Origin of the sequence: Ruminococcus sp. (assembly GCF_019423705.1) — a bacterium.
GTDB lineage: Bacteria > Bacillota > Clostridia > Oscillospirales > Ruminococcaceae > Hominimerdicola.
In genome coordinates this window covers 23041-48241 of the sequence record NZ_JAHZAX010000014.1, presented here as the reverse complement: position 1 = coordinate 48241, position 25201 = coordinate 23041, and the positions used below count along the sequence as shown (strand labels likewise).

Here is a 25201-nt window from a genome sequence, read left to right as displayed (position 1 = left end):
GTCGGAGGAGCTTGTGCTTTATATGCTCAATGATTTTGAGGAATCCCCCGAGAAAATATGGGAATCGAACATTTTCGGCAAGTCGCTCCACGAACTTGTCAGCGAGGGGTTACACGCAAAGCTTGCGAAGCTTCCGGAGGACGCACGAATGAAGATAAAAGAGACCATTGAACGAATGATAAACGAGGGTTGTTCGGGGCTTATTTGCTTTATTTTGTAGACGGTACATAGAAATAACGACAAGTCAGAAGCGTAATGGGAAACGGGCGAACATAAATTGTTGTGAGCCTTGTCGAACAACAATTTTCGCCCCTACATTGAATTTGGATACCATACTTTGTTTGTATTCTGAAAGAAAATAAACTAAAAAAGCGTTTTGCAGGGTTTGTTTCTGCAAAACGCTTTTTATATTCGATAAAATTATGCTTAATTTACGCCCTCGGCGAATGTTATTGGAACGCCGAAGAGTACGCCTGCATTTGGCTGAGAAAGGTCGCCTGTAACGTCAGTTATTGCCTTTCTTGCCACGTCGACCTGATCGTCGGCAACGGCAACGAAGATCGTTTTTCCTTTCTGTGCGGAGTCCTCACCGCTGAGGATAGATCTGAGCACGCCTATCATCGGCAGATTATCCATTGATGAAATGGACTTTGCCATTCCAACGCTGTCGATAACTGTGCCGCCTCTTATGCCTGCTTGTGCCAGCGAGCGCATAATATCGTCTACCAACTCAACTCTCTTGATAACCAAAAACAATAACTGCATTTTTGAAACCTTCCTTTCATTGCTTATTTTTCGCTTTTCTTACTAATTTACTAGATTACTATTTGCAAATTCCCCTACATTTTACTTTTTGAATGAGGCTGCTACCCAATCCTCTTTTTCTCTTATTTCGACGAGTTTGAAGCCTTCTGCTTTAAGTCTATCGAGGACTTCGTCCTTACGCTGGTCGATAATGCCCGATACGATAAGGGTGCCGCCTTCCTCGATAAATCCGCCGAAAATGCTGCTCATACCGATAAGTACGTCCGCCACGATATTAGCGCAGAGGAGGTCATAGCCTGTGCCTATCTTTTCAACGAGGGCATTATCGTCGATGATATTGCCGCAATAGGCTGTATACTTATCGGCAGGGATATGATTTTTCTCGGCATTTTCCTTAGCGATCTTGACGGAATTTTCGTCAACGTCAACGGCTGTTGCGCTTTCAGCGCCTAGGAGCAGAGCGCCTATTGAGAGGATACCGCTTCCGCAGCCGAGGTCAAGGATATGGTCGCCGTCGGAGAGATTTTTCTCGACGAGCTCTAGGCAAAGCTGGGTAGTATTATGCTGGCCTGTACCGAAAGATGAGGCAGGGTCGATCTCGAGGATCTTTCTTTTTTCGCCCTCTTCGATCTTTTCCCAAGACGGTTTGATAAGCAATTTTTCGCCCACGCAGAGTGGCTTGAAGTACTGTTTCCAGTTATTAGCCCAATCCTCTTCCTTGACGTTTTTGAGCTCATACTCAAGTCTGCCGAACTTATCGTCGGTATCTCTTTTCTTGAGAGCTTTAAGCTCAAGCTTAACGGCTCCGAGGTTTTCAAGGCCTTGAGCGTTCTCCGGGAGGTAAACTGTGACGGTAGTTTCGCAGTTTTTAAGTCCCATAAGGTCGTCGTCGATATAGTCCCAATTTCCGTCCTTATCGTTCAAGAAGTCCTGAAAATCCTGTGCGTCCTTTATAACAAAGCCGTTTATGCCCATACCGAGCAGACTGCCCGTTACGGCTTCGATACCCTCTGTTGTTGTGAAAATGTCGATCTCGACCCAATTCATCTTATCATATCCTTTCAGCGCTGATAATACCTTTATTATACCACATTTTTATCTTTTTGTAAAGAGTATTATTCAATTATATTTCACGAAGTTAAGTTTTGATTATTGTGTATGTTTAACAATTGTCAAGTTTGTTCAGCTATGAAAAAGAGGACGTGGTTGTGCGTCCTCTTTGGTTTTTATAATCTGCAACGTATCGTTAGAATGCAAATGTAGGGGCTGGCGTCCTCGACAGCCCACTCGGAGCATAAACGTATTTGGCTTATCAATTGACAAGAAGCACAACCTCGTTGTTCTATTACTGCAATAATAAATCAATGACGTTTGAGCCTTGCGTGGGACGTCATTTTATCTGCGAGTAACGGCGAGCAAATAAAATTCGCCGTCCCCTAAATTTTCTCATCGTTTATCATCAATTACCGTATATCGTTTCTCTCAGCAGAGTTTTACAGTTCTCAAAGTCCACATCAAGCGTGGATTGTCCGTTATGATCGCCATAGCTATAATCTCCGTCCGCCGGTATTCTCAACGAATTTATCTCGTAATTCATCGAGAACAACGCTTTATACGCCAACGCATAAAGTTCGGTCTTGGACATATTCGTTGTCAGATTTGACATCGAAGCTTTCGCAAACTTATCAATGGTCAATGGGCTTGAACTCTTAACTTTCTCGATTATTTTTGTAATGACTGTTCTCTGTCGCTCAGTTCTTTCAAAGTCCGCATTGCCGACGTATCTCAGTCTTGCATATGCAAGCGCTTGGTTGCCGTTTAAAAGCAGCGTTCCGCCTTGGTCGAGATAGTCTGTACCCTTTTTGTTGCCGAGAATTTTGTTCTGCTCTGCCATTGGCGGCTTCATTCCCTCGGCTTCTTCATCGGAAATTTTTATCTCTATTCCGCCAATTGCGTCAACTATGTCGACAAAGGAATAGAAGTCGATATAGACGTAATCGTCCACGGCAATGTCAAAATTATACTCTATGGTATCCATAAGAAGCTCTGCTCCGCCATAGACGTAGGCGGCGTTCATTTTATCCCAAGTGTCGATATCGTTGCCGTCGGCGTCCTTGCCCTTTATCTCGACGTACATATCACGCATAAAGGACGTCATTGTTATCTCTTTGGTTTTACTGTTTATGGAAAGAAGTATCATTGAATCGGTGCGGCCACGCTCGCTGGCGCTTCTTGTATCAGAGCCGATAACAAGGATATTGCGGACGTTTGCGCTTTGCATTGAGGCGTTTGTGACTGTACGCTCGCCGCCCTCGACTGTGTTCACCATACTGATATAGCGCCAAAGAAGGACGTTTGCAAGAATGAACAGCACCAATATTATAATTATGAGCACCTTGAAAAAGGTTCTTATTGGGTGGCGCTTTTTCTCCATTTTCTTTTTTCCTTTGCTATTTATGTTGCTTTTGGTGTTTGATCTATTTGCGTTTTGGCCGTTTCTTGCGGTATTATTTGAGCCGAATTGCAGGTCACGGTTTCTGCTGTTTCTGTTTTGGGTGGAGCGGTTTTTCTGGGGCTGTCGGGTTTGTCTGTTTTGGCCGCTGCTTTGCTGTCTTTGCTGTGATCTTTTTGAGCTATTATAAGAGCCTTGTCGGTTTTGGTCATACTGGGGGTGATCCTGATAGTCCTCTGCGTAGCCCTCGTCATAGTAGTCGTCATACTGTTCAAAGTGCAGGTCATTGCCGCTTTGTCCGCCGCCCTGCATACGCTGGAATTCGTCAAGCTGTCTTTGATACTCCTGCTCGTAATAGTCCTGCTGGGCATTTGGGTCATATTCGTTATTGTTATTATAATAATTATTGTTGTAATTATCGTAATTGTCATTATTATTTCTGCCGTTTTGTCGTTTATTATCTGCCAAAATAGTCGAACCTCCAATCTTTTTGACGATACACCTATTATAATACATCAGTTTCACCCTGTCAACAGGGAATGGGCAAAGCCCATTCCCTGTTGACAAAATATTGCGGTGATGATATAATAGAATAGCTTACAGTTATTCGGCAATGCTTTATAATAAGGGTATAAAGTTCTAGTATAAATAAAGAAAGGACGGTCGTGTGTTATGACAGTAAAAGGTGTTAAATTGCCCCCTTACAGCGTGCTTATGTCCGTCTATGCAGGCGAAAAGCCGCAGTTTCTTAAAACAAGCATTCAGAGTATGATCGATCAGACTTATCAGACGGACGATTTTGTTCTTGTTTGCGATGGAAAGCTTACGGACGAGCTTGAGGAAGTTGTCAAGTTCTATGAGGACAATTACGAGTGCTTCCGTGCGCTGAGGCTGAAAAACAATGTGGGCACGGGCAGGTGCGCCAATATGGGCATTGACGCCTGCAAAAATGAGTATATAGTCAAAATGGACTCTGACGATATTGCCAAGCCTGACCGCTGCGAGAGGTCGCTTTACGCTATGGCGAAGCACCCTGACATTGATATGCTGGGGGCTTATATCGACGAGTTCGACAGCGACACGGGGGATATCATCGCAACGAAAAAGACTCCCCTTTCTAACAAAGAGATACACAAGTACGCTAAGCGGCGCAATCCCTTCAACAATCAGACCCTCGTTTACAAGAAGTTGAGGGCGGTCAGCGTGGGCGGTTACAGCAACATAAAGCGCTGTGAGGATTACGAGTTCGTTGTGAAAATGCTGGCGGACGGCGCAAAGGGCGTGAATCTTGACAAGACGCTGGTGCTTTACAGGGTGACAGCCAACAACTACCAGCGGAGGCGCAACTGGGCGAACACAAAGTCGTTTATCAGCGTGCGGTGGAAGATATTCAGAATGGGATATTCGGGGATAATTGATTTTATCGTGCCCTGTGCGTTCCAGCTTTTTATATTTGTTATGCCAAGTTCGCTGACTGGAAAGATATACAAGAGATTTTTAAGAGGTTAAATGGAAAGCTTCAAGCATATTTTACGACAGCACATAAAATCGGCGCTGCAGAAAACGCTTTTGCCGATATGCTACAAGCTGTCGATAAATAAGGATATCGACCCGAAGAGTGTGATACTTGCGGACTCAAATTGCGAGAAAACGCCCGAGAGTATGGAACTTGTGAGGGACGAGCTTTTGCGCCGTGGATATGATGTAAAGGAAATGTACTGCGATTTTTCAAAGTGCGGCACGGCACAAGGGCTTAGGTATATGATGAACTTTATGAAAGCCTATGCAAATGCACGGGCGGTGTTCATATGCAATTATTTTGTGCCTTGCACGGCCTGCAAAAAGCGTGAGGGCACGACTGTTGTGCAGCTTTGGCACTCCTGCGGGGGGCTGAAAAAGTTTGGGTATGACAGCGAGGACGATATATCATCGCACTACAAGGGCTCTGTGACGAGGAATTTTGATCTTATAACCGTGAGCAGTCCTGAATGTATAGGCGTTTTCAACTCGGCGTTCAGGCTAAAAAGGGATATTGTAAAGGCGCTGGGCGTCAGCCGCACGGACGTATTTTTTGACGAGAATTACAACGAGGATTGCAGGAAGGAATTTTTTGCGAGATATCCTCAATACAAGGGCAAGAAGATAGTGCTTTATGCGCCGACGTTTCGTGGAAACGCTGGGGAAGCGTACTGCGTTGGCGAGGAATATGCCGCAGGGCTGGAAGAGAAGCTTGGCGGGGGCTGGGCTGTGCTTATAAAAATGCACCCGAGGCTTGGAAGCCCTTTGACAAACTGCGATATACCCACGAACAGGCTTTTCCCTGTGGCGGATATGCTCATCACGGACTATTCGTCGCTTATATTTGAATACGCTTTATACAAAAAGCCTTGGGTGATATTTGCGCCCGATTTTGAAAAATACAGCAGAGAGCGGAGCTTTTATCTTGATTACAAAAAGGATATGCCGGGTGAGATAGTTACGGACGGCGAGAAGCTTGCGGCGGCGGTGCTTTACAATGCGGAGCATTTTGACGGCACGGGGGTCGAGGCTTTCTGCGAGAAATATATGTCCTCCTGCGATGGTGGGGCGACAAAGAGGATAATAGACTATGCTCTTGGAAAGAACTGAGGGCAAAGTATCAAAGTATTAAAGCATTAGTATTTACGGAGATGGTAAAAATCGAAAAGAAGAAATTTGACTGGTTCGGGCTCACTCAGATATTGAAAGAGCACAAGGGCAAGCTGAGGCAGATTAAAATGCTGTCGGTCAGCGAGCTGAAAAAGAAATACAAGGGTGCGGCGCTGGGTCCGATGTGGGCGCTCATAAAGCCGACTTTCACCCTTTTTATACTTTGGTTCGCCTTTGAGATAGGGCTTAAACGAAACGGCGGCGTACATTTTATAAACGGAAAATACTCGCAGTTTATTTTTATGCTGACGGGTTATGTGCCCTGGTTTTACATTTCAGAGTGCATTGTAGGCGGTTCGAGGTCGATAAGAAACAACAAGCAATTCGTTACGAAGCTTTCATTCCCTGTTTCAAACATTATGACCTTCACTTCCCTTTCGGGACTTTATATCCACATTATGCTTTGTGCGATAATGTACATTGTGCTGGTATGTATGGGATTTGGACCTAGCATTTACAATTTGCAGTTTATTTATTACTGCTTGATGATGTATCTGTTTTTCTTGGTGCTTTCTTGGGCGACTGCTCCGCTGAGCGCATTCAGCAAGGACTTTGAGAACCTTATAAACTCTATCATCACGGGTCTGTTCTGGCTTTCGGGCATATTCTGGAACACATATGACATAAGGCCGATGTGGCTTCAGAAGCTTATGTACTTCAACCCCATAAACTACTTTGTAAACGGCTATCGCAAGAGCTTTCTTACGGACACGTTTATTTTCGACCAAAACTACACAACGGAGACTATCGTATTCTATGCGGAGTTTATTTTTATGATCTTTCTGGGAGCGCACACCTACAAGAAGTTCAGAAAGATCCTTCCAGATGTATTGTAAAGAAAGGATCTAAGGCTTTCAATGGATAATAACACTCAGCCTATTATTGAATTTAAGGACGTAAAAAAGGAATACTTTTTATACAAGAACGAAAAGGCTCGTTTCAAGGCCATTTTCACTAAAAACAAGGGCGTAAAGAAGCACCCTGCCCTCAAGGGCGTAAGCTTCAAGATATACCCCGGTGAATCAGTGGGAATAATCGGCAAGAACGGCGCAGGCAAGTCCACCATACTCAAGATGATAACGGGAGTAAGCTTTCCGAACAGCGGTGAGATAATCGTAAAGGGAAAGGTCGCTGCGCTGCTTGAGCTGACGGCTGGATTTTCACTTGATATGACGGGAATGGAGAACATTTACCTCAAGGGTTATCTGCTTGGCTTGACTGATCCCCAGATAAAGGGGATCGAGCAGGACATAATCGACTTTGCAGACCTAGGGGAATACATCGACCAGCCTGTAAGGACGTACTCAAGCGGTATGAAAATGCGACTTGGATTTGCTATCAACATCAATATCCGCCCTGACATACTTGTAGTTGACGAGGCGTTGAGCGTTGGTGACGCAGACTTTCAGCAGAAGTGCCGCAACAAGATAAACGACGTTATTGCGGCAGGTGTTACGGTGCTTTTCGTTTCACACTCGAGAAAGGCTATCGAGGAGACCTGCACAAGGGCGATATTCCTCAAAGACGGCAAGGTCAAGGTCGACGGAACTGTTGAGGAAGCTTTTGCGGAATATGATAAGAAGAAATGAGTTGTAAAAACATATGAATGTACGGCGGTTAATGTAACGTTGCCGTTAAACCAACGGGCGAACGTAAATTGTTGTGAGCTTGTCGAACAACAATTTTTTTGCCCATACATATACAGTATGTTTTTTATACAAAAGCTGTGGGACGTCGAGGACGCCGTCCCCTACATAATGATATCAAAACAGGCGGTACTCGCTTTTGAGTATCGCCTGTTATTTTTATCCGTTTTGTATTTTATTTTGTTCTGCTGCTTCTGAGGGCGTTGAGAATCGCTATTACCGATACGCCGACGTCTGCGAAAACTGCCAGCCACATTCCTGCAAGGCCGACTGCGCCGAGGATAAGCACGGCGGTTTTTACGCCGAGAGCAAAGATTATGTTCTCTTTTACGATAGTCATTGTTTTTCTCGATATCTTTACGGCGTCTGCAATGCTTGACGGGTCGTCGTTCATAAGCACTACATCTGCGGCTTCGATAGCTATATCTGAGCCAAGGCCGCCCATTGCGATACCGATATCTGCTCTTGCGATAACAGGAGCGTCGTTTATTCCGTCGCCTGCGAATGCAACAAGTCTGCGGTCCGGGTCGTTGATGAGCTCTTCCACCTTTTCGACCTTGTTTTCTGGGAGAAGTTCGCTGAAGAAGGTTTTTATGCCGACTTTCTTTGCAACCTCTGCGGCGGTGTCTTTCTTATCACCTGTGAGGAGGACTGTTTCAACGCCAAGATCTCTGAGGTTTGAAACTGCCTTTGGTGAGGTTTCTTTTATCTCGTCGCCGAGGAGTATCTCGCCGATATAATTGCCGTCCAGAGCAACATAAACTGCTGTTGCGGACTCTGCGGAGGCAGGAACGCTTATGCCGTTATTTTCGAGGAGGGCTTTCTTTCCGCAGAGGACTTCCTTATCGTCAAGCTTAGCTTTTACGCCGTTTCCTGCGATCTCTTCCATATCGGAAAGTCTTGAACCGTCGATCTCTTTGCCGAAATATTCAACGATTGAAAGGCCTATCGGGTGGGTGGACATACTCTCGCAATATGCGGCTGTTTCGAGGAGTTTATCCTTTGAAACGCCCTGCTCATTGACTTCGAGGACTGTGAACTTGCCCTTTGTGAGAGTGCCTGTTTTATCCACGGCAAGGGTCTTGCATTGTGCCATTGTTTCGAGATTTTTTGCACCCTTGATAAGTATGCCCTTCTTGGAAGCGCCGCCGATTCCTGCAAAGAATGAGAGCGGAACTGAGATAACAAGTGCGCAAGGGCAGGAAATTACGAGGAAGAGGAGACCTCTGTAAAGCCAATTTGAGAACTGGTCAAAACCCAAAATGAAGCTTGGGATAAACACAAGGGCAAGGGCTGCGAAAACCACCGCTGGGGTATATACCCTTGAAAAACGTGTGATAAACTTTTCTGTTTTTGCTTTTCTTTCGCTGGAGTTTTGGACCATATCGAGGATCTTCGACACGGCGGATTCGTGGAAAGTGTTTGTTACTTTTATTTTGAGGAGGCCTCTCAGATTTGTTGAGCCGCTGAGAACGCTGTCGCCTTCTCCGACTTCAACAGGGAGAAATTCGCCTGTGAGGGCTGAGGTATCAAGCTGTGAGTCGCCCTCTGTGATGATACCGTCCAGCGGAACACGGTCGCCTGTTTTTACTGCGATTATCTCGCCCTTTTGGATATCCTCAGGCGGAAGCTCGTAAGTTTTGCCGTCTCTTACGACTGTTACGGACTCAGGTTTGAGCTCCATAAGCTTTGTGATGGATTTTCTCGACTTTTCGACTGCGATAGTCTGGAAGAGCTCGCCGATCTGGAAGAAGAGCATTACGGCTGCGCCCTCACGGAAATCGCCCAACGCAAATGCACCGACCGTTGCGATCGTCATAAGCAGGGACTCGTCGAAAGCTTCGCCCTTGACGAGATTTCTCACCGCAGCGATAACAACTTCAAGGCCTGCGATAAGGTATGCGGCGATTGCAAAGCCATAGCTGAGATATTTGCAGACGTCGCCGCTGCCAAGCTTATCGAGGAGCATTGAGACGATGAAGAAAACAACTGCGACAGAAAGCTTGATTATATCGTTCTTATGGCCGCTTTCTTTTTGCGGCTCGGCGGAAGTGCTGCCGAAATCTTTGACTGTAACGTCGGGCTCCAGCTGATGTACTGTGTCCTCTATCTGGATACGCAGGTCGGGGTTCGAGCCGTCTGTTTTGACTGTGAGCTTTTTGTTGATGAAGTCAACATTTGAAGCTGTTACGCCGGCAAGCTCGCCCACACGATTTGCTATTTTCTCACCGCAATGAGGGCAATCGAGGTCTTCAAGCTTGAGATAAAGAGTTCTTTCGGCTGACTGCGCCATATCCTCTATTTCAACGTCCGGTTCAAGCTTATGGACGCACTTGTCGATCTCTTCTCTGAGGGCTGTTTCATCGCCCTGGAATTTTACTGTGAGCTTTTTGTTGATAAAGTCAAGATTTGACTTTGTTACGCCCTCAAGCTCGCCAACACGGCTTTCGATCTTCTCGGCGCAATGAGGACAGTCAAGGCCTTCAAGTTTAAGGCTGAGGGTCTTATCGCCGTTGTTTGCTGGTGATTTGCCCACCTGTTTGACATTAACGTCAGGCTCAAGCTTATGGACAAGGTTTTCGATATCACCCACAAGAGCGGCTTCGTCGGCCTCGTGCTCGACTGTGAGCTTTTTATTGATAAAATCAAGATTTGAGGACTTTACGCCGCCCAGATCGCCCACACGGCTCTCGATCTTTTCCGCACAATGAGGGCAATCAAGTCCCTCAAGCAAAAGAACCAATTTACTCATTTTACATTCTCCTTACTGGTTTGCTATACTTACTATACTATTTAACCTTCGCTGACGTGCTCGATACCCATATTAAGGATAATCGCAACGTGCTCATCGGAGACGGAATAATAGACCGTTTTGCCCTCACGTCTATACTTGACGAGCCTTGCCTGTTTCAGCACTCTAAGCTGATGGGATATTGCGGACTGTGACATTTCAAGCAGGTCTGCGATATCGCACACGCACATTTCATCTTTTATCAGCGTGAAGAGTATTTTCACCCTTGTCTGGTCGCCCAGCACCTTGAAAAGCTCAGCCACATCGTAAACTTCTTCCTCGACAGGCATTGTTTCTTCAAGCTGCTCCACCTTTTCTATATTTTTTCCGCCGCATTGTTTATGGTCGCAATGGTGCTTCTTTTCGATGGTCTCAATGATATCTGCGATATCATTGGTATCTTTATTATTAAGTTCGCTCATTTATAAGCCTCCTTGTGTTTTAAAACTAACATATGAATAACTGTTCATATGTTTATTATAGCATATGTTTTGGATTTGTCAAGGGGGTAAAGGAGATTTTTTTGATTTTTTCTGAAAAATATGCGGTTAGGCGATAATAAATCGAATGGCAGAACATACAAAAACAACGGGCGAAAATTGTTGTTCGCCCGTGTTTATATTTGTTTGCGGTTAATCCAAAGTGGGACGTCGAGGACGCCGTCCCCTACATTTTAATAATCGCATTTTACAGCGTTTCATTGGGTAGGGGCGAACATCGTTCGCCCGTTTGATATTTTTTCGGTTGTTACAATATTTGTTTCGCCTTTTTATTTTTTATGCGCAAGGCTGTTGTTGTTTGATATCCACCGACAGGGCTTTTGCTTCGCTGTCTAGGGCGATGAAAAAGCTTTTGTTATCGGCGGCGGAGTTTGTTATCAGCTTATCGCAAATGGGGTCTTCGACCTCTTGGGAGACAAGCTTGCGGACTTCCCTTGCGGAGGTGCTGCGTGAGAGGGCTTTTTCGGCGATATAGCTTGTGATATCCTGCGACCAGTCGAGGGTGCAGTCGATGTTGGAAAGTCGGTCTGAAAGGGCGGAAAGCTCCAGCTGGGCTATCTTTTCCATATCGGCTTTGGTGAGGTCATTGAACACCACAATTTCGTCTATCCTGCCCAGAAGTTCGGGAGACATAAAGGTCTTTAGCTCAGAGAGCAGGGCTTTTTTGCGCAGTTTGGCGCTTTCCGCCGGGGTCTGATTGCCGAAGCCGAGGGCGTTTTTATTGGCAAGCTTTTTCACGCCGATGTTTGAGGTCATAATGATTATGATGTTGGCAAAGGACACCGTTCTGCCTGTGGAATCGGTGAGACAGCCGTCCTCGAGGATCTGCAGCAGGACGTTGTAGATATCGGGGTGGGCTTTTTCTATCTCGTCAAGAAGCAGCACGGCATAGGGCTTGCGCCTTACCTGTTCGGTGAGCTGGCCGCCCTCGTCAAAGCCGACGTATCCCGGAGGCGAACCGATGAGCTTTGAAATGCTATGGCGCTCCATATATTCCGACATATCAAGCTTTATGACGGCATCCTTTCGTCCGAAAAGGGCGAGGGCGAGATTTTTCGCAAGCTGGCTTTTGCCGACGCCTGTTGAGCCGAGAAAAACAAAGCTTCCCACGGGACGGCTTTCGCTTTTTAGTCCTGCACGACAGCGGCGGACGGAGCGGCAGAGGGACTTTATGGCTTCGCTTTGCCCGATGATATCCTTTTCCAAAGTCTCTTCAAGGCCGATGAGCCGCTGAGCTTCGTCCTCGCCAAGCTTTGCGCAGTTTATACCCGTCCACTTTGACACAACGCTGTCGATATGGCGCTTTTCTAGGGTGATATCATCACGGCGGTTTTCCTTTGTTATGGCGCAGAGGTAGTCGTCACGGGTGATCTTTCCTCTGATATAGTCGTTGAACGCCGCTGAGATCTTTTCACCCGAATTGTCGGCGGCGGCTTCAATAACGGCGCAGGCGCAGGCTTCGTCAAGGATATCTATGGCTTTATCGGGGAAAAATCTGTCCGCAACGTATCGTCCGCCAAGCTTGACGGCATAATCGGAAAGGGTGGGGGAGATCTTTACGCCGTGATGCTGCTCGTATTTCGGGATAATGCCACGGAGTATCTGACAGGTCTGTTCGGGGGTGGGCTCTTCCACTTTGACTTTTTGAAAGCGGCGCTCCATTGCAGGGTCTTTCTCGATATTTTTGCGATACTCGTCAAAGGTGGTTGCGCCGATGACCTGAAGGCCTCGTCTTGCAAGCTGGGGCTTCAAAATATTTGCGGCGTCGATAGCTCCCTCAGCTGCGCCTGCGCCCATAATATTGTGGAGCTCATCGATAAAAAGAATGACGTTTTCAGCCTTTGCGGCTTCGTCAACCACGCTTTTAAGGCGCTCCTCAAAATCGCCACGATATTTCGCACCTGCCAGCAGCGAGGTCATATCAAGGGCGAAAATCCGCTTGCCCGACAGCGCCGCAGGGACTTCGCCAAGCATAATTTTCCGTGCAAGCCCCTCGACTATTGCGGTCTTGCCCACACCTGCTTCGCCAACAAGGCAGGGGTTGTTCTTTGTTCGGCGGCAGAGGATCTCCATTATGCGCTCGGTCTCCTCTTCCCTGCCCACGCAAGGGTCAAAGGTCTCGCACTCGCTTTTGCGTGTCAATTCTCTGCCAAAGCGTTCCAGCGTTTTGAGCTTTGGGTAATTGCGGTCGGCGAAAATGTTGGGCTCATTGCCCGAAAGTGCGCAGTCGTTATACATTTTATTGCAATTCACCCCAAGCTCCTGCAATATCTCAACGGCGCAGCAATGGGAGCTTCTTATGAGCATTGCCAAGATATACTCGCTGCCTGCTATCTCGCCGCCAAGGCTTTCGCAAAGCTTCAAAGCGCCTTTCAGCGCCGAACGTGCATTGGGCGTAAAGTCGTTTTGCGACAGGCGACAGGGCGTGCCCCTGCCTATCATACTGTCGATCTGCTCCTCGATATCGGCAAAGGTTATGCCGTATTTCATCAGCACCGCCGAAGCTGTCGAGCCCTCTGCATATGCGCAGCTAAGCAAAATATGCTCCGTTCCTATATAAGTATGCCCCCACTTGCCTGCCATCGACACGCAGCAGCGTATAATCTCCCGTGCCTTGGGAGTGAACCTTTCCATATCAAAACCTGTATGCTCCATTATGATTACCACCTTTCCACCCTTTGCAGAGCTCGTATCATTGTATCTTGATTATTGGCAGACAGAGAAAAAAATATTCCCTGCATTTAAGCTTATGCACGGGACAAATTGTGCTTGCTGAATTTTTTGTCGGGGAAGGTTTTGGGCTGTAACACATTTTTAGGTTTATCATAAACTGTACTATAAAGCAACGGCGGCAATGAAACGCCTGCTTTATAAAATCTATCTTACAAAAAGGAGACTTCATTTATGAACGGTTGTGGATTTGGCGGTTGCTGGTGGATCATCATTCTTATTCTCATTCTCTGCTGCTGCGGATGCGGTGGCTGTGGCGGCTGCGGCAATGGCTGCGGCGGTTGTGGCTGTGACAATGGTTGCGGCGGCTGCGGATGCTGATAAGTTCGGCTATCCTATACGGCAAGTAAACGCAAAAAGGCGGCGGAGCTTTTATGCTCTGCCGTCTTTGTTTTATGCCCTATATTTTTTACTTTCTTATTTATCCTCTTCAAGGCGTTTTTCAAGGCGCTTTACGATAGTTTTCAGCGCTTTTATCCTTGCGTACTTTTTATCGTTGCCCTCGAGTATCGTCCAAGGGGCGATATCGGTGGAGGTCAGCCTTGTCATTCTATCGACGTAGGTCTCATAGATATCCCACTTTTCACGGTTGCGCCAATCCTCATCGGTTATCTTCCAGCGCTTTTCGGGGGTATTCTCACGCTCTTTGAAACGGCGGTACTGCTCTTCCTTGTCGATATTGACCCAGAACTTTATTATCTCTGCGCCCCAGTCGTGAAGCTGGCTCTCAAACTCATTTATCTCACGATACGCCATATTGACCCTGTCCTCGGGGGTGAGCTTTTCGATAGGCTCTACCATTACTCGGCCGTACCACGTTCTATCGAAAATGGTGAAGTGGCCGTCCTTTTCAAACCTTGTCCAAAAGCGCCACAAATAATGCCTTGCAAGCTCGAAAGGTTCGGGGGCGGCGATAGGGTGGACTTCATAGCCCCTCGGGTCGAGAGAAGCGGCAAGGCGCTTGATATTGCCGCCCTTGCCTGCGGCATCCCAGCCCTCATAGCATATTATCACGGGTATTTTTTTCTGATAGCAGAGGTTTTGCAGCTTGAAAAGCTTATCCTGATATTTTTTCAGCTTCTTTTCGTACTCCTCATCGGTGAGGCTTTTTGACAAGTCGACTTCGTGAAGTTCGGGGACTTGGACTGTTTTGAACTCAGGATACTTATAGCCGCAGGTCTCGAACTGGGCTTCCGGCTCAAAGTGCTTGCCCTGCTCCTTTGCCTTTACTGCGCCGCTGACGGCATTTGTCACCGCCGTGAAAACTTCCAGCTCGGCGGAAACTTTCTCATTTGCGCCGATAACGTTCCACGGGGCGAATGAGGTGTTTGTGTGCTCAAGCATTTTATCATACTGGCGGAAGAACTTTTCGTACTTATCCATATTCCTGCGGTCGTGGCTATCAACACGCCAGCTTGTTATATGGCTGTCCTCAAGCTTTTCGATACGCTTTTTCTGCTCGTCCTCGGTGATATGCAGGAAAAATTTCACGATAAGATAGCCGTCGTCGGTGAGCTGTCTTTCAAAGCTGCATATATCCTCAAGGCGCTTATTGCGTGTTTCCTTGTCGATCTCGCCGTACTGATAGGCGTTGACGGTGTCACGATACCAGCTTCTATCGAGGATAAGGAACTCGCCCTTTTTCGGCAGCACCTTCCAATAGCGCCACAACCAAGGCATACGCTTTTCCTCTTCACTTGGTGCACGGAATGAGACCACATTATAAAATCTCGGGTCGAGAGACTTTATCAGCCGTGCTATCATCGAGCCTTTTCCTGCCGCCGACCAGCCGTCAAAGGTGATTATAACAGTCTGTCCTGCGGATTTTATTTGATTTTCCAAAGACGAAAGCTGAGTTCTGAGCTCCTTCAACCGGGCTGAGACTTCGTCTTTATTTATGTCCTTTTGCACTATTTTATCAAGCATTTTTTGTTCTCCTTTTTCTCCTTTATTCTTATTGTTGTTTAGTTATTATATTTATCTACGTTACATACATTATACACAATTTATTCGCATTTGTATATTGACAGATTTGACAAAAGTCAAGCTTTATTTTTGTTAATACGGAGTTAATAATAGTAGGTTATACTATATTATTGACACAAGTGTGGGTCAATATTTCAATGCGCTGTTTTGTAGGGGCGAACATCGTTCGCCCGTTGCCTTTATGGTTTTCGGCGATCCAGCAAGATGATTTTGCCTGCACGAAAATATTCTGAAAATAATATTTTAATTGCAAAAAGGACGGCATAATATGTCAAAGTCAAACAAAGAAGAAAAGGACATCAATATTTCAAAGCTTGATAAAAGCCTTGAGGGACAGGGACTTCTTGAGGACGCTGAGGACGAAGAGTATGAGCGCACATTGGCGGAGCAGCGCAGGCAGGCGGAAGAGCGTGAGCTCGAAGCACGCAGACTCGCCGAAGAGCAGCGCAGAGAGCGTGAACGTCAGCAGGAAAAAGAGCGTGAGCGCAGGCTAGCTCAAGAGCGGCTGGAGCTTATGAAGCTCAAAAACGGCGTTATCGACGAGAGCGAAGCCACCATTAAAGAAGAGCACGATCAGATCAGAGAGCTTCACGGATTTGAAAAGGTATCGAACTTTTTCTATCACAACAAGGTTTGGATAATCTTTGCGGCGTTTCTTATAGTGGTTGCGGCGTTTATAATCGTTGACACGCTAAAGCGTGAAAAGGCCGATCTGACGGTTATAATGGTTGCAAACAATGGGCTTGAGGCAAGGCAGGAAGAGCTTGAGGAATTTTTCGAGAAGTACACGGACGATCTTGACGGCAACGGATATGTACACGTTTCGGTGCTTATCGTGCCGATGAACTCACACAGCGATGATTATGAGACGCAAAACGCCAATTCAACAAAGCTTATCGGACAGCTTCAAGGCGGCGAGACCATACTTTTCATCACCGACTCCAACACCGATGATGATATAAAAGAGCTTATGACCCCGACGCTTACAAAAGATTTCCCCGACAACAAGTACGTTGACGATATGGGAATGAGCTGGAATATGGAAGTTATGGCGGAAGAGCTGAATTACGAGGATATGCCGAATGACATTCACCTTTCGATGAGGACGCCTGTGCGGACTTTGGGCGACTCAAAGGAGAAAATGCAGGAGAATTACGATCAGGCGTTTGTGGTATTCAAGCGCATTGTTGACGATATGACCGAAAAAGCTGAGAAGGCTAACGACAAGGGTCTTTCGACTGAGCCTGTGCATTATGATGATGAAAGCTCGGCGGATAGTTCGGAAATTTCATCGGAGAACAATTAAGGAACAGAATAAACAAACGGGCGAACATATATCGTTGTTCGCCCGTTTTCTTTATGTCCGTGTCGGTATATTATTTACTTATTAATTCTGCGTATCAGTATCAGAACTATTAAGGCTATCGCAATGCTGATCTTCCGCATATTTGTAATCTGAGGTAACGCCAAGATATTCTTCAAGGCAAAGTCCGCTTTCGGTGACGGCTTTCGCCTTTTCCTTGCCCAGATATCTTATATGCCAAGGCTCGTACATATAGCCCGTTTTGTCCTCTTTGCCCTCTGGATAGCGAATTATAAAGCCGTACTCTGCGCAATGCTCCTCAAGCCAATTGGCTTCGGGAGTGCCTGCAAAGCTGTTCTCTGTGGTGTTGACGTCAAATGTGAGACCCGTTTGATGTTCCGAATGACCGGGACGTGAAGAGACCTCGTCGGCGGCCTCTGTGCCTCTTTCCCAAGCATAGGAATTATACAAAGCTTCCTGATCTTGATACGAGCGGTAGCTTGAATTTACAAACAGCGTAATTCCGTCATTTGCGGCGGCGGCAGCCATTTCGTCAAAGGCGTTCTGCGCCAATGTGCTGACCCCCGGTGCGTAATCTTCGGGCAGCGAATAGGTCTTATTCACGATCAAAATGCCGTCAACAAAGGTCATTTCGTTTGTCCGCTCGATAGTATGCTGGCTTTCTGACTTGCTGTCGGCATTGTCGGTGGACTTAGCTGACGAAGTGGTCTTAGTTTTGGCTTCCGCCTGCTTTGCGCTGTCGGTCTGGGCGGCACTGGAGCTGTTTGGCGCTGGTGCAGGGTCGCTGCTGTTTTTATGGCAGGCTCTAAATATCAGCACGCCGATAACAAGCAATATAGCAATTGCGACTATCCTATTGCGCATTATCCTGCGGTGATTTGCGGCACGCCTTTGAGCTCTGCGCTCCTCCATTCGCCGGCGTATCTCCATAAGCTCTTCATCTGTATAATCCCTATAAACAGAGCCTTCGGGCACGTCTCTGCGCTGGCTTTCGTCCTCTTTTATCTGATTATCCATTTATTTTTCCTTTCTTGTTTTTGTTCTCTTGTATAAATTTTATATTGATATTATTACATTATACCGCTGGTGGGTTGTGAGAAATGTCAGTTTGTGGGGGCGAGATCAAAAAAGCGCAAAAACGCCCCCATTTGCATATAGTATACCACATTCCGCCCCGATAGTCAACGGCAGAAAGGGCGCAAAAAAGCGCAAAGCTTTTGCTCTGCGCTTTTTTTGGGTTTTATATGCTTTGTATGTCAGTTTATCAGCACATCAGGTCTTTACGCCTGAGAACTGGGTCTGATAGAGGTCGTAATAGCAGCCCTTTGCCGCAAGAAGCTCTTCGTGGTCGCCCTGCTCTACTACCTGTCCGCCGTCGATTACTACTATCTTGTCGGCGTCACGGATAGTTGAAAGTCTGTGTGCGATTATAAGAGACGTTCTGTTTTCCATAAGCGCAACCATTGCGGACTGAATGTGCATTTCAGTTCGGGTATCTACCGATGAAGTGGCTTCGTCAAGAATAAGTATCTTCGGGTCGGCAAGCACCGCCCTTGCTATGGAAAGAAGCTGGCGCTGACCTTGTGAGAGATTAGAGCCGCCCTCTGCCAAAACTGTGTCATAGCCCTCGGGGAGACGTTCGATGAACTCATCGGCGTTGGCAAAGCTTGCCGCTGCCTTTATCTCTTCGAGGGTTGCGTCCTCTCTGCCGTAGCGGATATTCTGCTCAATGGTGTCCTTAAACAGCACGGTATCCTGCAAAACTATGGCGATAGAATGGCGGAGCTTGTCCTTTGGGATATCGTAAATGCTTTGTCCATCAATTGTTATCTCGCCGCCGTCAACAGGGTAAAATCTTGTGAGGAGATTTACTATGGTGGTCTTGCCCGAACCTGTTGCGCCGACTATTGCTATTTTCTGACCTGCCTTTACTTCAAGGCTCAAGTCTTTGAGCACCTGCTTTTCGGGAACGTATGAAAAATCAATGTGCTTGAAATCAATATCGCCCTTGACGTTTTCCACATCGAAATCTGCCTTGCCGTCGTCGGTCTCCTTGTCAGCTTCCATAACCTCGAAAATTCTTTCTGCGCCTGCGATAGCTGTTTGGATATTTGCGAACTGGTTTGCAATCTCGTTTATAGGTCTTGAGAACTGCTTTGAATAGAGGATAAACGCCTGAATCGTTCCGACTGTGATAACGCCCTTGATTGCGAACCAGCCGCCGAAAGCTGCGATGAGGATAAAACCGAAATTTGAGATAACGTTCATACACGGACCCATTACGCCGCCGAATATCTGCGCCTTTATGCCGCATTTTTTCAGATCGTTGCTCATTTTCTCGAACTTTTCAACGGCGTCCTTTTCTTTTGAATAGGAAACGACAGTCTTATAGCCAACCACCATTTCTTCGACTTCGCCGTTTATCTGACCCAGCAATATCTGCTGTTTGATGAAATATTTTTTCATATATTTTGTCAGCACGCCCGAAACGAATATGGTGAGGAATATTGTCGAAAGTGAGATGAGCGTCAGCGTTGGCGAATAGATGAGCATTATCACGACTGTGCCCACAATAGTCAGCACGCCCGATATCAGCGAGCCTATTGACTGTGAGATAGTGGTCGAAATGTTCTCGACGTCGTTTGTCATACGGCTCATAATATCGCCGTGACTGTGGGTGTCGAGGTATTTTATCGGCAGTCTTACAAGGTTTTTGAAGAGGTCGTGTCTCATCGTCTTGACGGTGAACTGCGAAAGCTTTGCAGAGAATATGCCCTGCAAATATGTAAATACCGATGAGAACACATACACAAAGCCCAGCCATATAAGGGCTTTGCCAAGTGCACCAAAATCAACGCTGGTCTTTTTCTTTGTCAGCGTAATGCAGTCTATCGCTATCTGCTGGATAGACGGTGCTGCCAGGTTTAGCAGGGTAATGATGAACATTACTCCGATAAGAGCGAAAAACAGATATTTGTTTCTGCCGATATAGCCGATGAGCTTTTTGAGAGTGTTCTTTGCGTCCTTCGGCTTTTCCATTGTCAGCCTTGCACCGTGAGGTCCAGGGCCGCCCGGGCCTTTTCCCGGTCCCATTGGAGGCATTGGAGGCATTACACTTCACCTCCCGTAGTTTTTACCTGTGAAGCATAGATATCTTGATAAACTTCGCAGGTCTTTAACAGATTTTCGTGAGTATCGCAGGCGCAGAGCTTGCCGTGGTCGAGGACTGCTATCCTGTCGCAGGTCTTAACGCTTTGGATACGCTGTGCGATTATGATAAGGGTCGTGCCGCTCATTTTGCGGTCGATCTCTGTACGAAGCTTTGCTTCCGTTCCAAGGTCTAGAGCGGAAGTTGAGTCGTCGAGAATGAGTATCTCAGGCTTTTTGAGGACGGCTCTTGATATTGAGAGCCTTTGCTTCTGTCCGCCTGATAGCGAAGCACCCTTTTCGGCGATAATGCCCTCATAGCCCCCCGGTATCTTCTGAATGAACTCGTCAGCCTGTGCGGCTTCTGCGGCGGAGACAACGTCGGCGTGGGAAGCCTTCGGGTCGCCCCACATAATGTTGTCCTCGACTGTGCCCGAGAACAATTCGCTCTTCTGCAAGACTATGCCAACACGCTTTCTAAGCTCGTCAAGCTTGCAGTCCTTGACATTTACGCCGTCCACGAGGACTTCGCCCTCTGTGCAGTCGTAAAATCTCGGGATAAGATTTACCAGCGACGATTTGCCCGAACCTGTTGCGCCAAGTATTGCGACGCTTTCGCCGGCCTTGATATCAAGGCTCAAGTCGGAAATAACAGGTCTGCCCTTTGTGTCGGGATAAGAGAATGACACGTTTTTGAAACTTACTGTGCCGCCCTCTCTGCCCTCGAGGGAAACTTCGCCGTCCTTTATAACAGGCTCGGTCTCGAGGACTTCACGCAGTCTGTTTGCGGAAGCGGAAGCCTTTGCAAGGGTCTGGAACATCATTGACATCATCATAACGCCTTGAAGCACCTGCGTCAGATATGTGATAGCAGCCATAACCTCGCCGACGTTCATTGCCTTTGCTTCCACCTGCCAGCCGCCAAGCAGTATGACTGCGATAACAGACAGGTTGAGTATTATCATAAGAAGGGGCTGCAAGATCGCCATAAGGGTCTGCACTCTGAGGTTTGACTCCATAAGGCTGACGTTTGCGTCATTGAAGCGGTTTTCCTCGGTATCTTCTCTTACATATGCCTTTACAACTCTTGCGCCCGTGACGTTTTCCTGCACGACTGAGTTTACGTTATCGAGCCTTTTTGCAACGATAGCATAATATGGGTTCGCCTTTTTGAGAATTATCACCATCATAACTATCTCGATAGGCAATGCGCAGAGGATAATGATTCCAAAGCGCACGTTCAGCGTCAGCATCATTATAATGCCGCCGAAAAACAGCAGGCTGTCTCTTACCAACATTCGCAGAAGAAAGTCCACCATTTGCTGGATAGCGGTTATATCCGCCGTCAATCTTGTTACAAGTGAGCCTGTGGTGAATTTATCGGTCTGTTCAAAGGAAAGACCCATTACACGCTTGAAAACGTCCACACGCAGGTCTCTTGAAAAGCTTTGTGAAGCCACGCCGCCGAAAGCCGACGCCGCAATTCCGCAAGCTCCGCCGCCTATGAGCACAAGCAGCATAAGAAGGCCTGTTTTTACGATAAGGTTCATATCCTGTCCCAGCACGCCGTCATCGACTATTTTTGACATAAGCTTAGGCTGCAAAAGGTCGCCCAGCACTTCGCCAACCATTGAAAGCGGCGTTAATATGGCAAAAAGCGCATAGGGCTTTAAATATTTGCTAAGCTTGACCTTATTGGCTTTATTTTTACTTGATCCGCTCAATTTTTCTCCTCCTCTTCAAGCATATTTACAAGGACACGCCGCAGCAGGCTGTTCAAAGTCGCCTGCTCCTCTTCGGTAATGCCTTTCAGCATTATCCTGTCGTTTTCGTCGCAGCGGCTTTTGATGAAGTTATCGTGCTCTCTGCCCTTTTCGGTGAGATACACACGCACCTTGCGGTTGTCGTCCTTATCGCCCTCACGGCGCACAAGGCCTGCCAGCTCCATTTTTGAAAGCGCAACCGAAACCGATGGGGCGCTTATATGCGCCTCTCGCACAAGCTCATACTGGGTCATTCCGTCGTTTCTTGAAAGGCTCCGCAGGATATTTCGATATCCACGGCTAACGCCCTTGACCTCGCAGGCTCTTGAAAGCCGCCCCTCAAAAAGCTTTGAGATATCGTTTATATACATCGAGGGCTTGCCGTGGCTGCATTCAAGAAGCCGCTTTGCACGCTCTTTTGTGTGGTCGATATCTGATTTTTTCATATTATCACCGCCTTAAAAATTGTTAATTAACTAACTAATTATAATACGCTTTGCGTTGCTTGTCAAGAGGTTTGACAACTTTCCCGTCCACAAAAATATGCAAGATCGGCGCAAAAATATTGTACAAAATTTTCATTGTCCGATTAGTTGTTTTGACTAACTAATTTCCCTTTAAATTTCCAATAATCTGAACATTGCTTGAAATATCCCCCTCAGTAATTGACCTATTTGTTAATTCACCATATGAAAATATTCGCACAAATTTGACAGAAAGCCCGAAAAGGGCTATAATAAAAGATGTGTAAAAATCTAATCAAAGGCAAAGACTTATTTTGGAGGGTATTATGAGACGTTTTTCAAGGCTGATGGGCATACTTTTGTCAGCCGCCATTTTTATGCAGACCTTGCCTGCGGTAAGCGCAGAACAGACTGCAAATTCAAATGATACGAATTATACGAATGTAAACGATACTATTATAGAAAGTTATGAGGCAGAAGCCGAAAGCGATGTCGATGACAGCGCAGAATACACCGAGGGCGAGACCGATGACAGCGGCATTTTGCTGCCTGTCACTCCCGACGACCCGACCTATGAGAAATATCTGAACAGCCTTATGCCGCAGAAAGCAAGGGCGGTCTGGGGCTCGGGCAGCATAACACATCAATCAAGGTTCGCTTCAAGTCAGAAAGTTTACGGCATTGATGTTTCATATTATCAAGGCAAGATCGACTGGGCGAAAGTTAAGCAAAGCGGTATCGACTTTGTTATCGTCCGTGTGGGATATCGTGGATACGGCTCGGCAGGAACGCTGGTGGAAGACCCGAACTTCCGCACTTATATCGAGGGCGCTTCAAAGGCTGGCCTTAAAGTCGGCGCATATTTCTACACGCAGGCAATAAACACTTGGGAAGCCGCACAGGAAGCGCAGTTCGTTTTGGACAGGGTAAAGGGCTATGACCTGCAAATGCCCATATATTACGATATCGAGTCTGTTGACTATGACTCGGGACGGCTTGACAACGCCGGGCTTTCAAAGGCGCAGAAAACAAACCTCTGCAAGTCGTTCTGCGATACCATTTTAAAGGCAGGCTATGACTCGGGCGTATATGCAAGCTACGCTTGGTTCACTTGGATGCTTGACGGCAAGGCGCTTGGGCAGTCATATCCTATATGGCTTGCACATTACGCTTCATACACAAACTATTCCGACAGACTTGACATATGGCAATACACAGGCAATGGCTCGGTATCTGGCGTACAGACTTATATCGACATAAACGTGTGGTATCCCGACAGCTCCGTGCCGTCGACAGTCACGGGTGTAAAAAGCGTCAGCAACACTTCCACTTCAAACACCATATCGTGGAACTCCTGCCCAAACGTTGACGGCTATGAAGTTTATCAATGGATAGGCACGAACAATACATACAAGCTTCTTACCACCACAAAGAACACCTCTTACACCAACGCAGGAAAGTCCTCTGCAACGATGTACAAATACCGCATTAGGGCTTACAGGACCGACAGTACAGGGGTGAAGAGATACGGCCAATATTCCGATGATCTCACCACTTGCACATTGCCGACAGCGGTCAAGATAACAAGCTCTTCCGCCTATATGAACACGGCTACGCTAAGCTGGTCAAAGGTATCAAAGGCGACGGACTATCAGATAGAGCTTAATATCGGCGGCGTGTGGACTGTTGTGGGCACGACTTCGGGCACGTCTTACACGGCTTCAAACTTGACTCAGAGCGGCGATAATCAGTTCAGAGTTAGGGCAAGAAGATATTATGACGGCACATATTACAACGGCGCTTACGGCTATGCGACTGTCAAGCTCACTATCCCCTCAAAGGTCACGGGCATAAAGAGTTCAAACACCTCGACATCAAACAAGCTCACTTGGAACAAGGCTGACAACGCTGAGGGCTACGAGGTCTACCAATGGATAGGCACGACGAACAGCTACAAGCTTATCGGCACAGTAACTTCGGCGGCATACACAAATTCAGGCAAAAGCACTGCCACGATGTACAAATACAAGATAAGAGCCTACAACACAGTTTCGGGACAAAAGCAGTACGGCACATTCTCTGACGAGTTCACCACCTGCACGCTTCCTGCAAATGTGTCATTTGCTCAAAGCTCCACGGCGGTAACGAGCATAACGGTCAACTGGAACAGCGTTTCAAAGGCGACTTCCTATCAGATCGAAATGAAAACAAACGGCAGCTGGAAAACTCTTGCCACATCTTCCGCAAGGTCTTACACAGTTAAAAACCTCACCGCAAACAACTCCTATGAGTTCAGGGTGCGTGCAATAAGAAATTACGGCGGCGTGAATTATTACGGCGGATACACCACAAAGACCATCAAGATCACTCTCCCTGCAAAGCCCTCGTCCGTTAAGACAAGTTTCAACACAGTAAATACAAACGGCCTTTGCTGGGGCAAGGTATCCAACGCAAAGGGCTATGAGGTCTACCAATGGATAGGCACCAACGACACCTACAAAAAGCTTGCAACTGTCACGGCGACCACCTACACAAATTCGGGCAAGAGCTCGGCCACGATGTACAATTACAGGATAAGAGCCTACACAGCCCCCGTTGACGGCGTTGTGCATTACAGCGATTACTCAGAATACACCACCTGCACCCTCCCCGACACAGTTATGACAAAGGCAAGCAGCCGCTCGGGCAGCTCTGCGACACTTAACTGGAACAAGGTCTCAAAGGCGACAGGCTATCAAGTGTATCTGAAAAACGGCTCAAGCTGGAAATACCTCGGCGCAACAAGCAAGCTGACCTACACCGCAAAGTCCCTTTCATCGGGCTCGCAGGTGTTTAGGATAAGAGCTTACCGCACATATGGCGGCGTGAAATATTACGGCGGATATGCGCAGATAACGGTGGTATAAAAACATCAGACAAATAAAAAGACGATCGTAATATCTACG

General features: G+C 46.9%; 19 protein-coding genes. 8 read left to right on the top strand and 11 right to left on the bottom strand.

Annotated elements, in window-relative coordinates; genetic code table 11:
* Positions 1–220: sporulation stage IV protein A (locus tag QZ371_RS10845; RefSeq protein ID WP_366558736.1), on the top strand; the 220-nt coding region annotated here is incomplete at its 5' end.
* A 206-nt stretch (positions 221–426) separates the two neighbouring features.
* On the opposite strand, the gene QZ371_RS10840 is transcribed toward QZ371_RS10845, so the two are convergent.
* The 3 genes from QZ371_RS10840 to QZ371_RS10830 all read right to left on the bottom strand — a co-directional run bounded on the left by QZ371_RS10840 (position 427) and on the right by QZ371_RS10830 (position 3685).
* Positions 427–765: a hypothetical protein gene (locus QZ371_RS10840; RefSeq protein ID WP_295212916.1), complete on the bottom strand. Its 339-nt coding sequence runs from the start codon at positions 763–765 to the stop codon at positions 427–429.
* Between the two features lie 81 nt (positions 766–846).
* On the bottom strand, positions 847–1812 hold the full coding sequence (gene prmA, locus QZ371_RS10835) for a 50S ribosomal protein L11 methyltransferase (protein WP_295212908.1): 966 nt from the start codon (positions 1810–1812) through the stop codon (positions 847–849).
* A 412-nt stretch (positions 1813–2224) separates the two neighbouring features.
* The gene (locus QZ371_RS10830) at positions 2225–3685 is read right to left on the bottom strand and encodes an LCP family protein (RefSeq protein WP_295212898.1); all 1461 of its coding nucleotides are present in this window, start codon (positions 3683–3685) and stop codon (positions 2225–2227) included.
* Between the two features lie 204 nt (positions 3686–3889).
* Here QZ371_RS10830 and QZ371_RS10825 point away from each other — a divergent pair, with 204 nt between their 5' ends.
* The 4 genes from QZ371_RS10825 to QZ371_RS10810 are packed head-to-tail and all read left to right on the top strand — an operon-like array spanning position 3890 to position 7494.
* Positions 3890–4726, top strand: coding sequence for a glycosyltransferase (locus QZ371_RS10825; RefSeq protein ID WP_295212890.1), 837 nt, complete (start codon positions 3890–3892; stop codon positions 4724–4726).
* Positions 4727–5845 (top strand): CDP-glycerol glycerophosphotransferase family protein, encoded by a 1119-nt coding sequence (locus tag QZ371_RS10820; protein WP_295212887.1) that lies wholly within the window; start codon positions 4727–4729, stop codon positions 5843–5845.
* Between the two features lie 41 nt (positions 5846–5886).
* The gene (locus tag QZ371_RS10815) at positions 5887–6741 is read left to right on the top strand and encodes an ABC transporter permease (RefSeq protein ID WP_295212878.1); all 855 of its coding nucleotides are present in this window, start codon (positions 5887–5889) and stop codon (positions 6739–6741) included.
* 21 nt (positions 6742–6762) lie between these two features.
* Positions 6763–7494 carry an ABC transporter ATP-binding protein gene (locus QZ371_RS10810; protein WP_295212869.1) on the top strand — a complete coding sequence of 244 codons (732 nt, stop codon included), beginning with the start codon at positions 6763–6765 and terminating at the stop codon, positions 7492–7494.
* Between the two features lie 232 nt (positions 7495–7726).
* On the opposite strand, the gene QZ371_RS10805 is transcribed toward QZ371_RS10810, so the two are convergent.
* The 3 genes from QZ371_RS10805 to QZ371_RS10795 all read right to left on the bottom strand — a co-directional run bounded on the left by QZ371_RS10805 (position 7727) and on the right by QZ371_RS10795 (position 13497).
* Positions 7727–10303 (bottom strand): heavy metal translocating P-type ATPase, encoded by a 2577-nt coding sequence (locus QZ371_RS10805; RefSeq protein WP_295212859.1) that lies wholly within the window; start codon positions 10301–10303, stop codon positions 7727–7729.
* 41 nt (positions 10304–10344) lie between these two features.
* A complete protein-coding gene (locus tag QZ371_RS10800) occupies positions 10345–10764 on the bottom strand; it encodes a metalloregulator ArsR/SmtB family transcription factor (protein WP_295212851.1) in 420 nt (139 codons plus the stop codon).
* 354 nt (positions 10765–11118) lie between these two features.
* Entirely contained in the window at positions 11119–13497 is a 2379-nt protein-coding gene (locus QZ371_RS10795; protein WP_295212834.1) for an ATP-dependent Clp protease ATP-binding subunit, read from the bottom strand.
* A 249-nt stretch (positions 13498–13746) separates the two neighbouring features.
* On the opposite strand from QZ371_RS10795, the gene QZ371_RS10790 reads away from it, so the two are divergent.
* Entirely contained in the window at positions 13747–13893 is a 147-nt protein-coding gene (locus tag QZ371_RS10790) for a hypothetical protein (RefSeq protein WP_295212826.1), read from the top strand.
* 96 nt (positions 13894–13989) lie between these two features.
* Here QZ371_RS10790 and pap read toward each other — a convergent pair whose 3' ends face one another.
* Complete coding sequence (gene pap, locus QZ371_RS10785; protein WP_295212819.1) at positions 13990–15498, bottom strand: polyphosphate:AMP phosphotransferase; 1509 nt, start codon at positions 15496–15498, stop codon at positions 13990–13992.
* Positions 15499–15826: 328 nt separating this feature from the next.
* Here pap and QZ371_RS10780 point away from each other — a divergent pair, with 328 nt between their 5' ends.
* Positions 15827–16864 (top strand): hypothetical protein, encoded by a 1038-nt coding sequence (locus QZ371_RS10780; protein WP_295212814.1) that lies wholly within the window; start codon positions 15827–15829, stop codon positions 16862–16864.
* A gap of 81 nt (positions 16865–16945) precedes the next feature.
* On the opposite strand, the gene QZ371_RS10775 is transcribed toward QZ371_RS10780, so the two are convergent.
* From QZ371_RS10775 to QZ371_RS10760, 4 genes are all read right to left on the bottom strand, one after another.
* A complete protein-coding gene (locus QZ371_RS10775; protein WP_295212811.1) occupies positions 16946–17899 on the bottom strand; it encodes a D-alanyl-D-alanine carboxypeptidase family protein in 954 nt (317 codons plus the stop codon).
* Between the two features lie 255 nt (positions 17900–18154).
* Positions 18155–19993 carry an ABC transporter ATP-binding protein gene (locus QZ371_RS10770; RefSeq protein WP_295212805.1) on the bottom strand — a complete coding sequence of 613 codons (1839 nt, stop codon included), beginning with the start codon at positions 19991–19993 and terminating at the stop codon, positions 18155–18157.
* Positions 19993–21753 (bottom strand): ABC transporter ATP-binding protein, encoded by a 1761-nt coding sequence (locus tag QZ371_RS10765; protein ID WP_295212799.1) that lies wholly within the window; start codon positions 21751–21753, stop codon positions 19993–19995. Before QZ371_RS10765 ends, QZ371_RS10770 begins: the two co-directional genes overlap by 1 nt.
* Entirely contained in the window at positions 21750–22238 is a 489-nt protein-coding gene (locus tag QZ371_RS10760) for a MarR family transcriptional regulator (RefSeq protein ID WP_295212794.1), read from the bottom strand. The genes QZ371_RS10765 and QZ371_RS10760 overlap by 4 nt, the downstream gene beginning before the upstream one ends.
* Positions 22239–22582: 344 nt before the next feature.
* On the opposite strand from QZ371_RS10760, the gene QZ371_RS10755 reads away from it, so the two are divergent.
* Positions 22583–25162: a GH25 family lysozyme gene (locus tag QZ371_RS10755; RefSeq protein ID WP_295212782.1), complete on the top strand. Its 2580-nt coding sequence runs from the start codon at positions 22583–22585 to the stop codon at positions 25160–25162.
* Positions 25163–25201 lie beyond the last annotated feature (39 nt).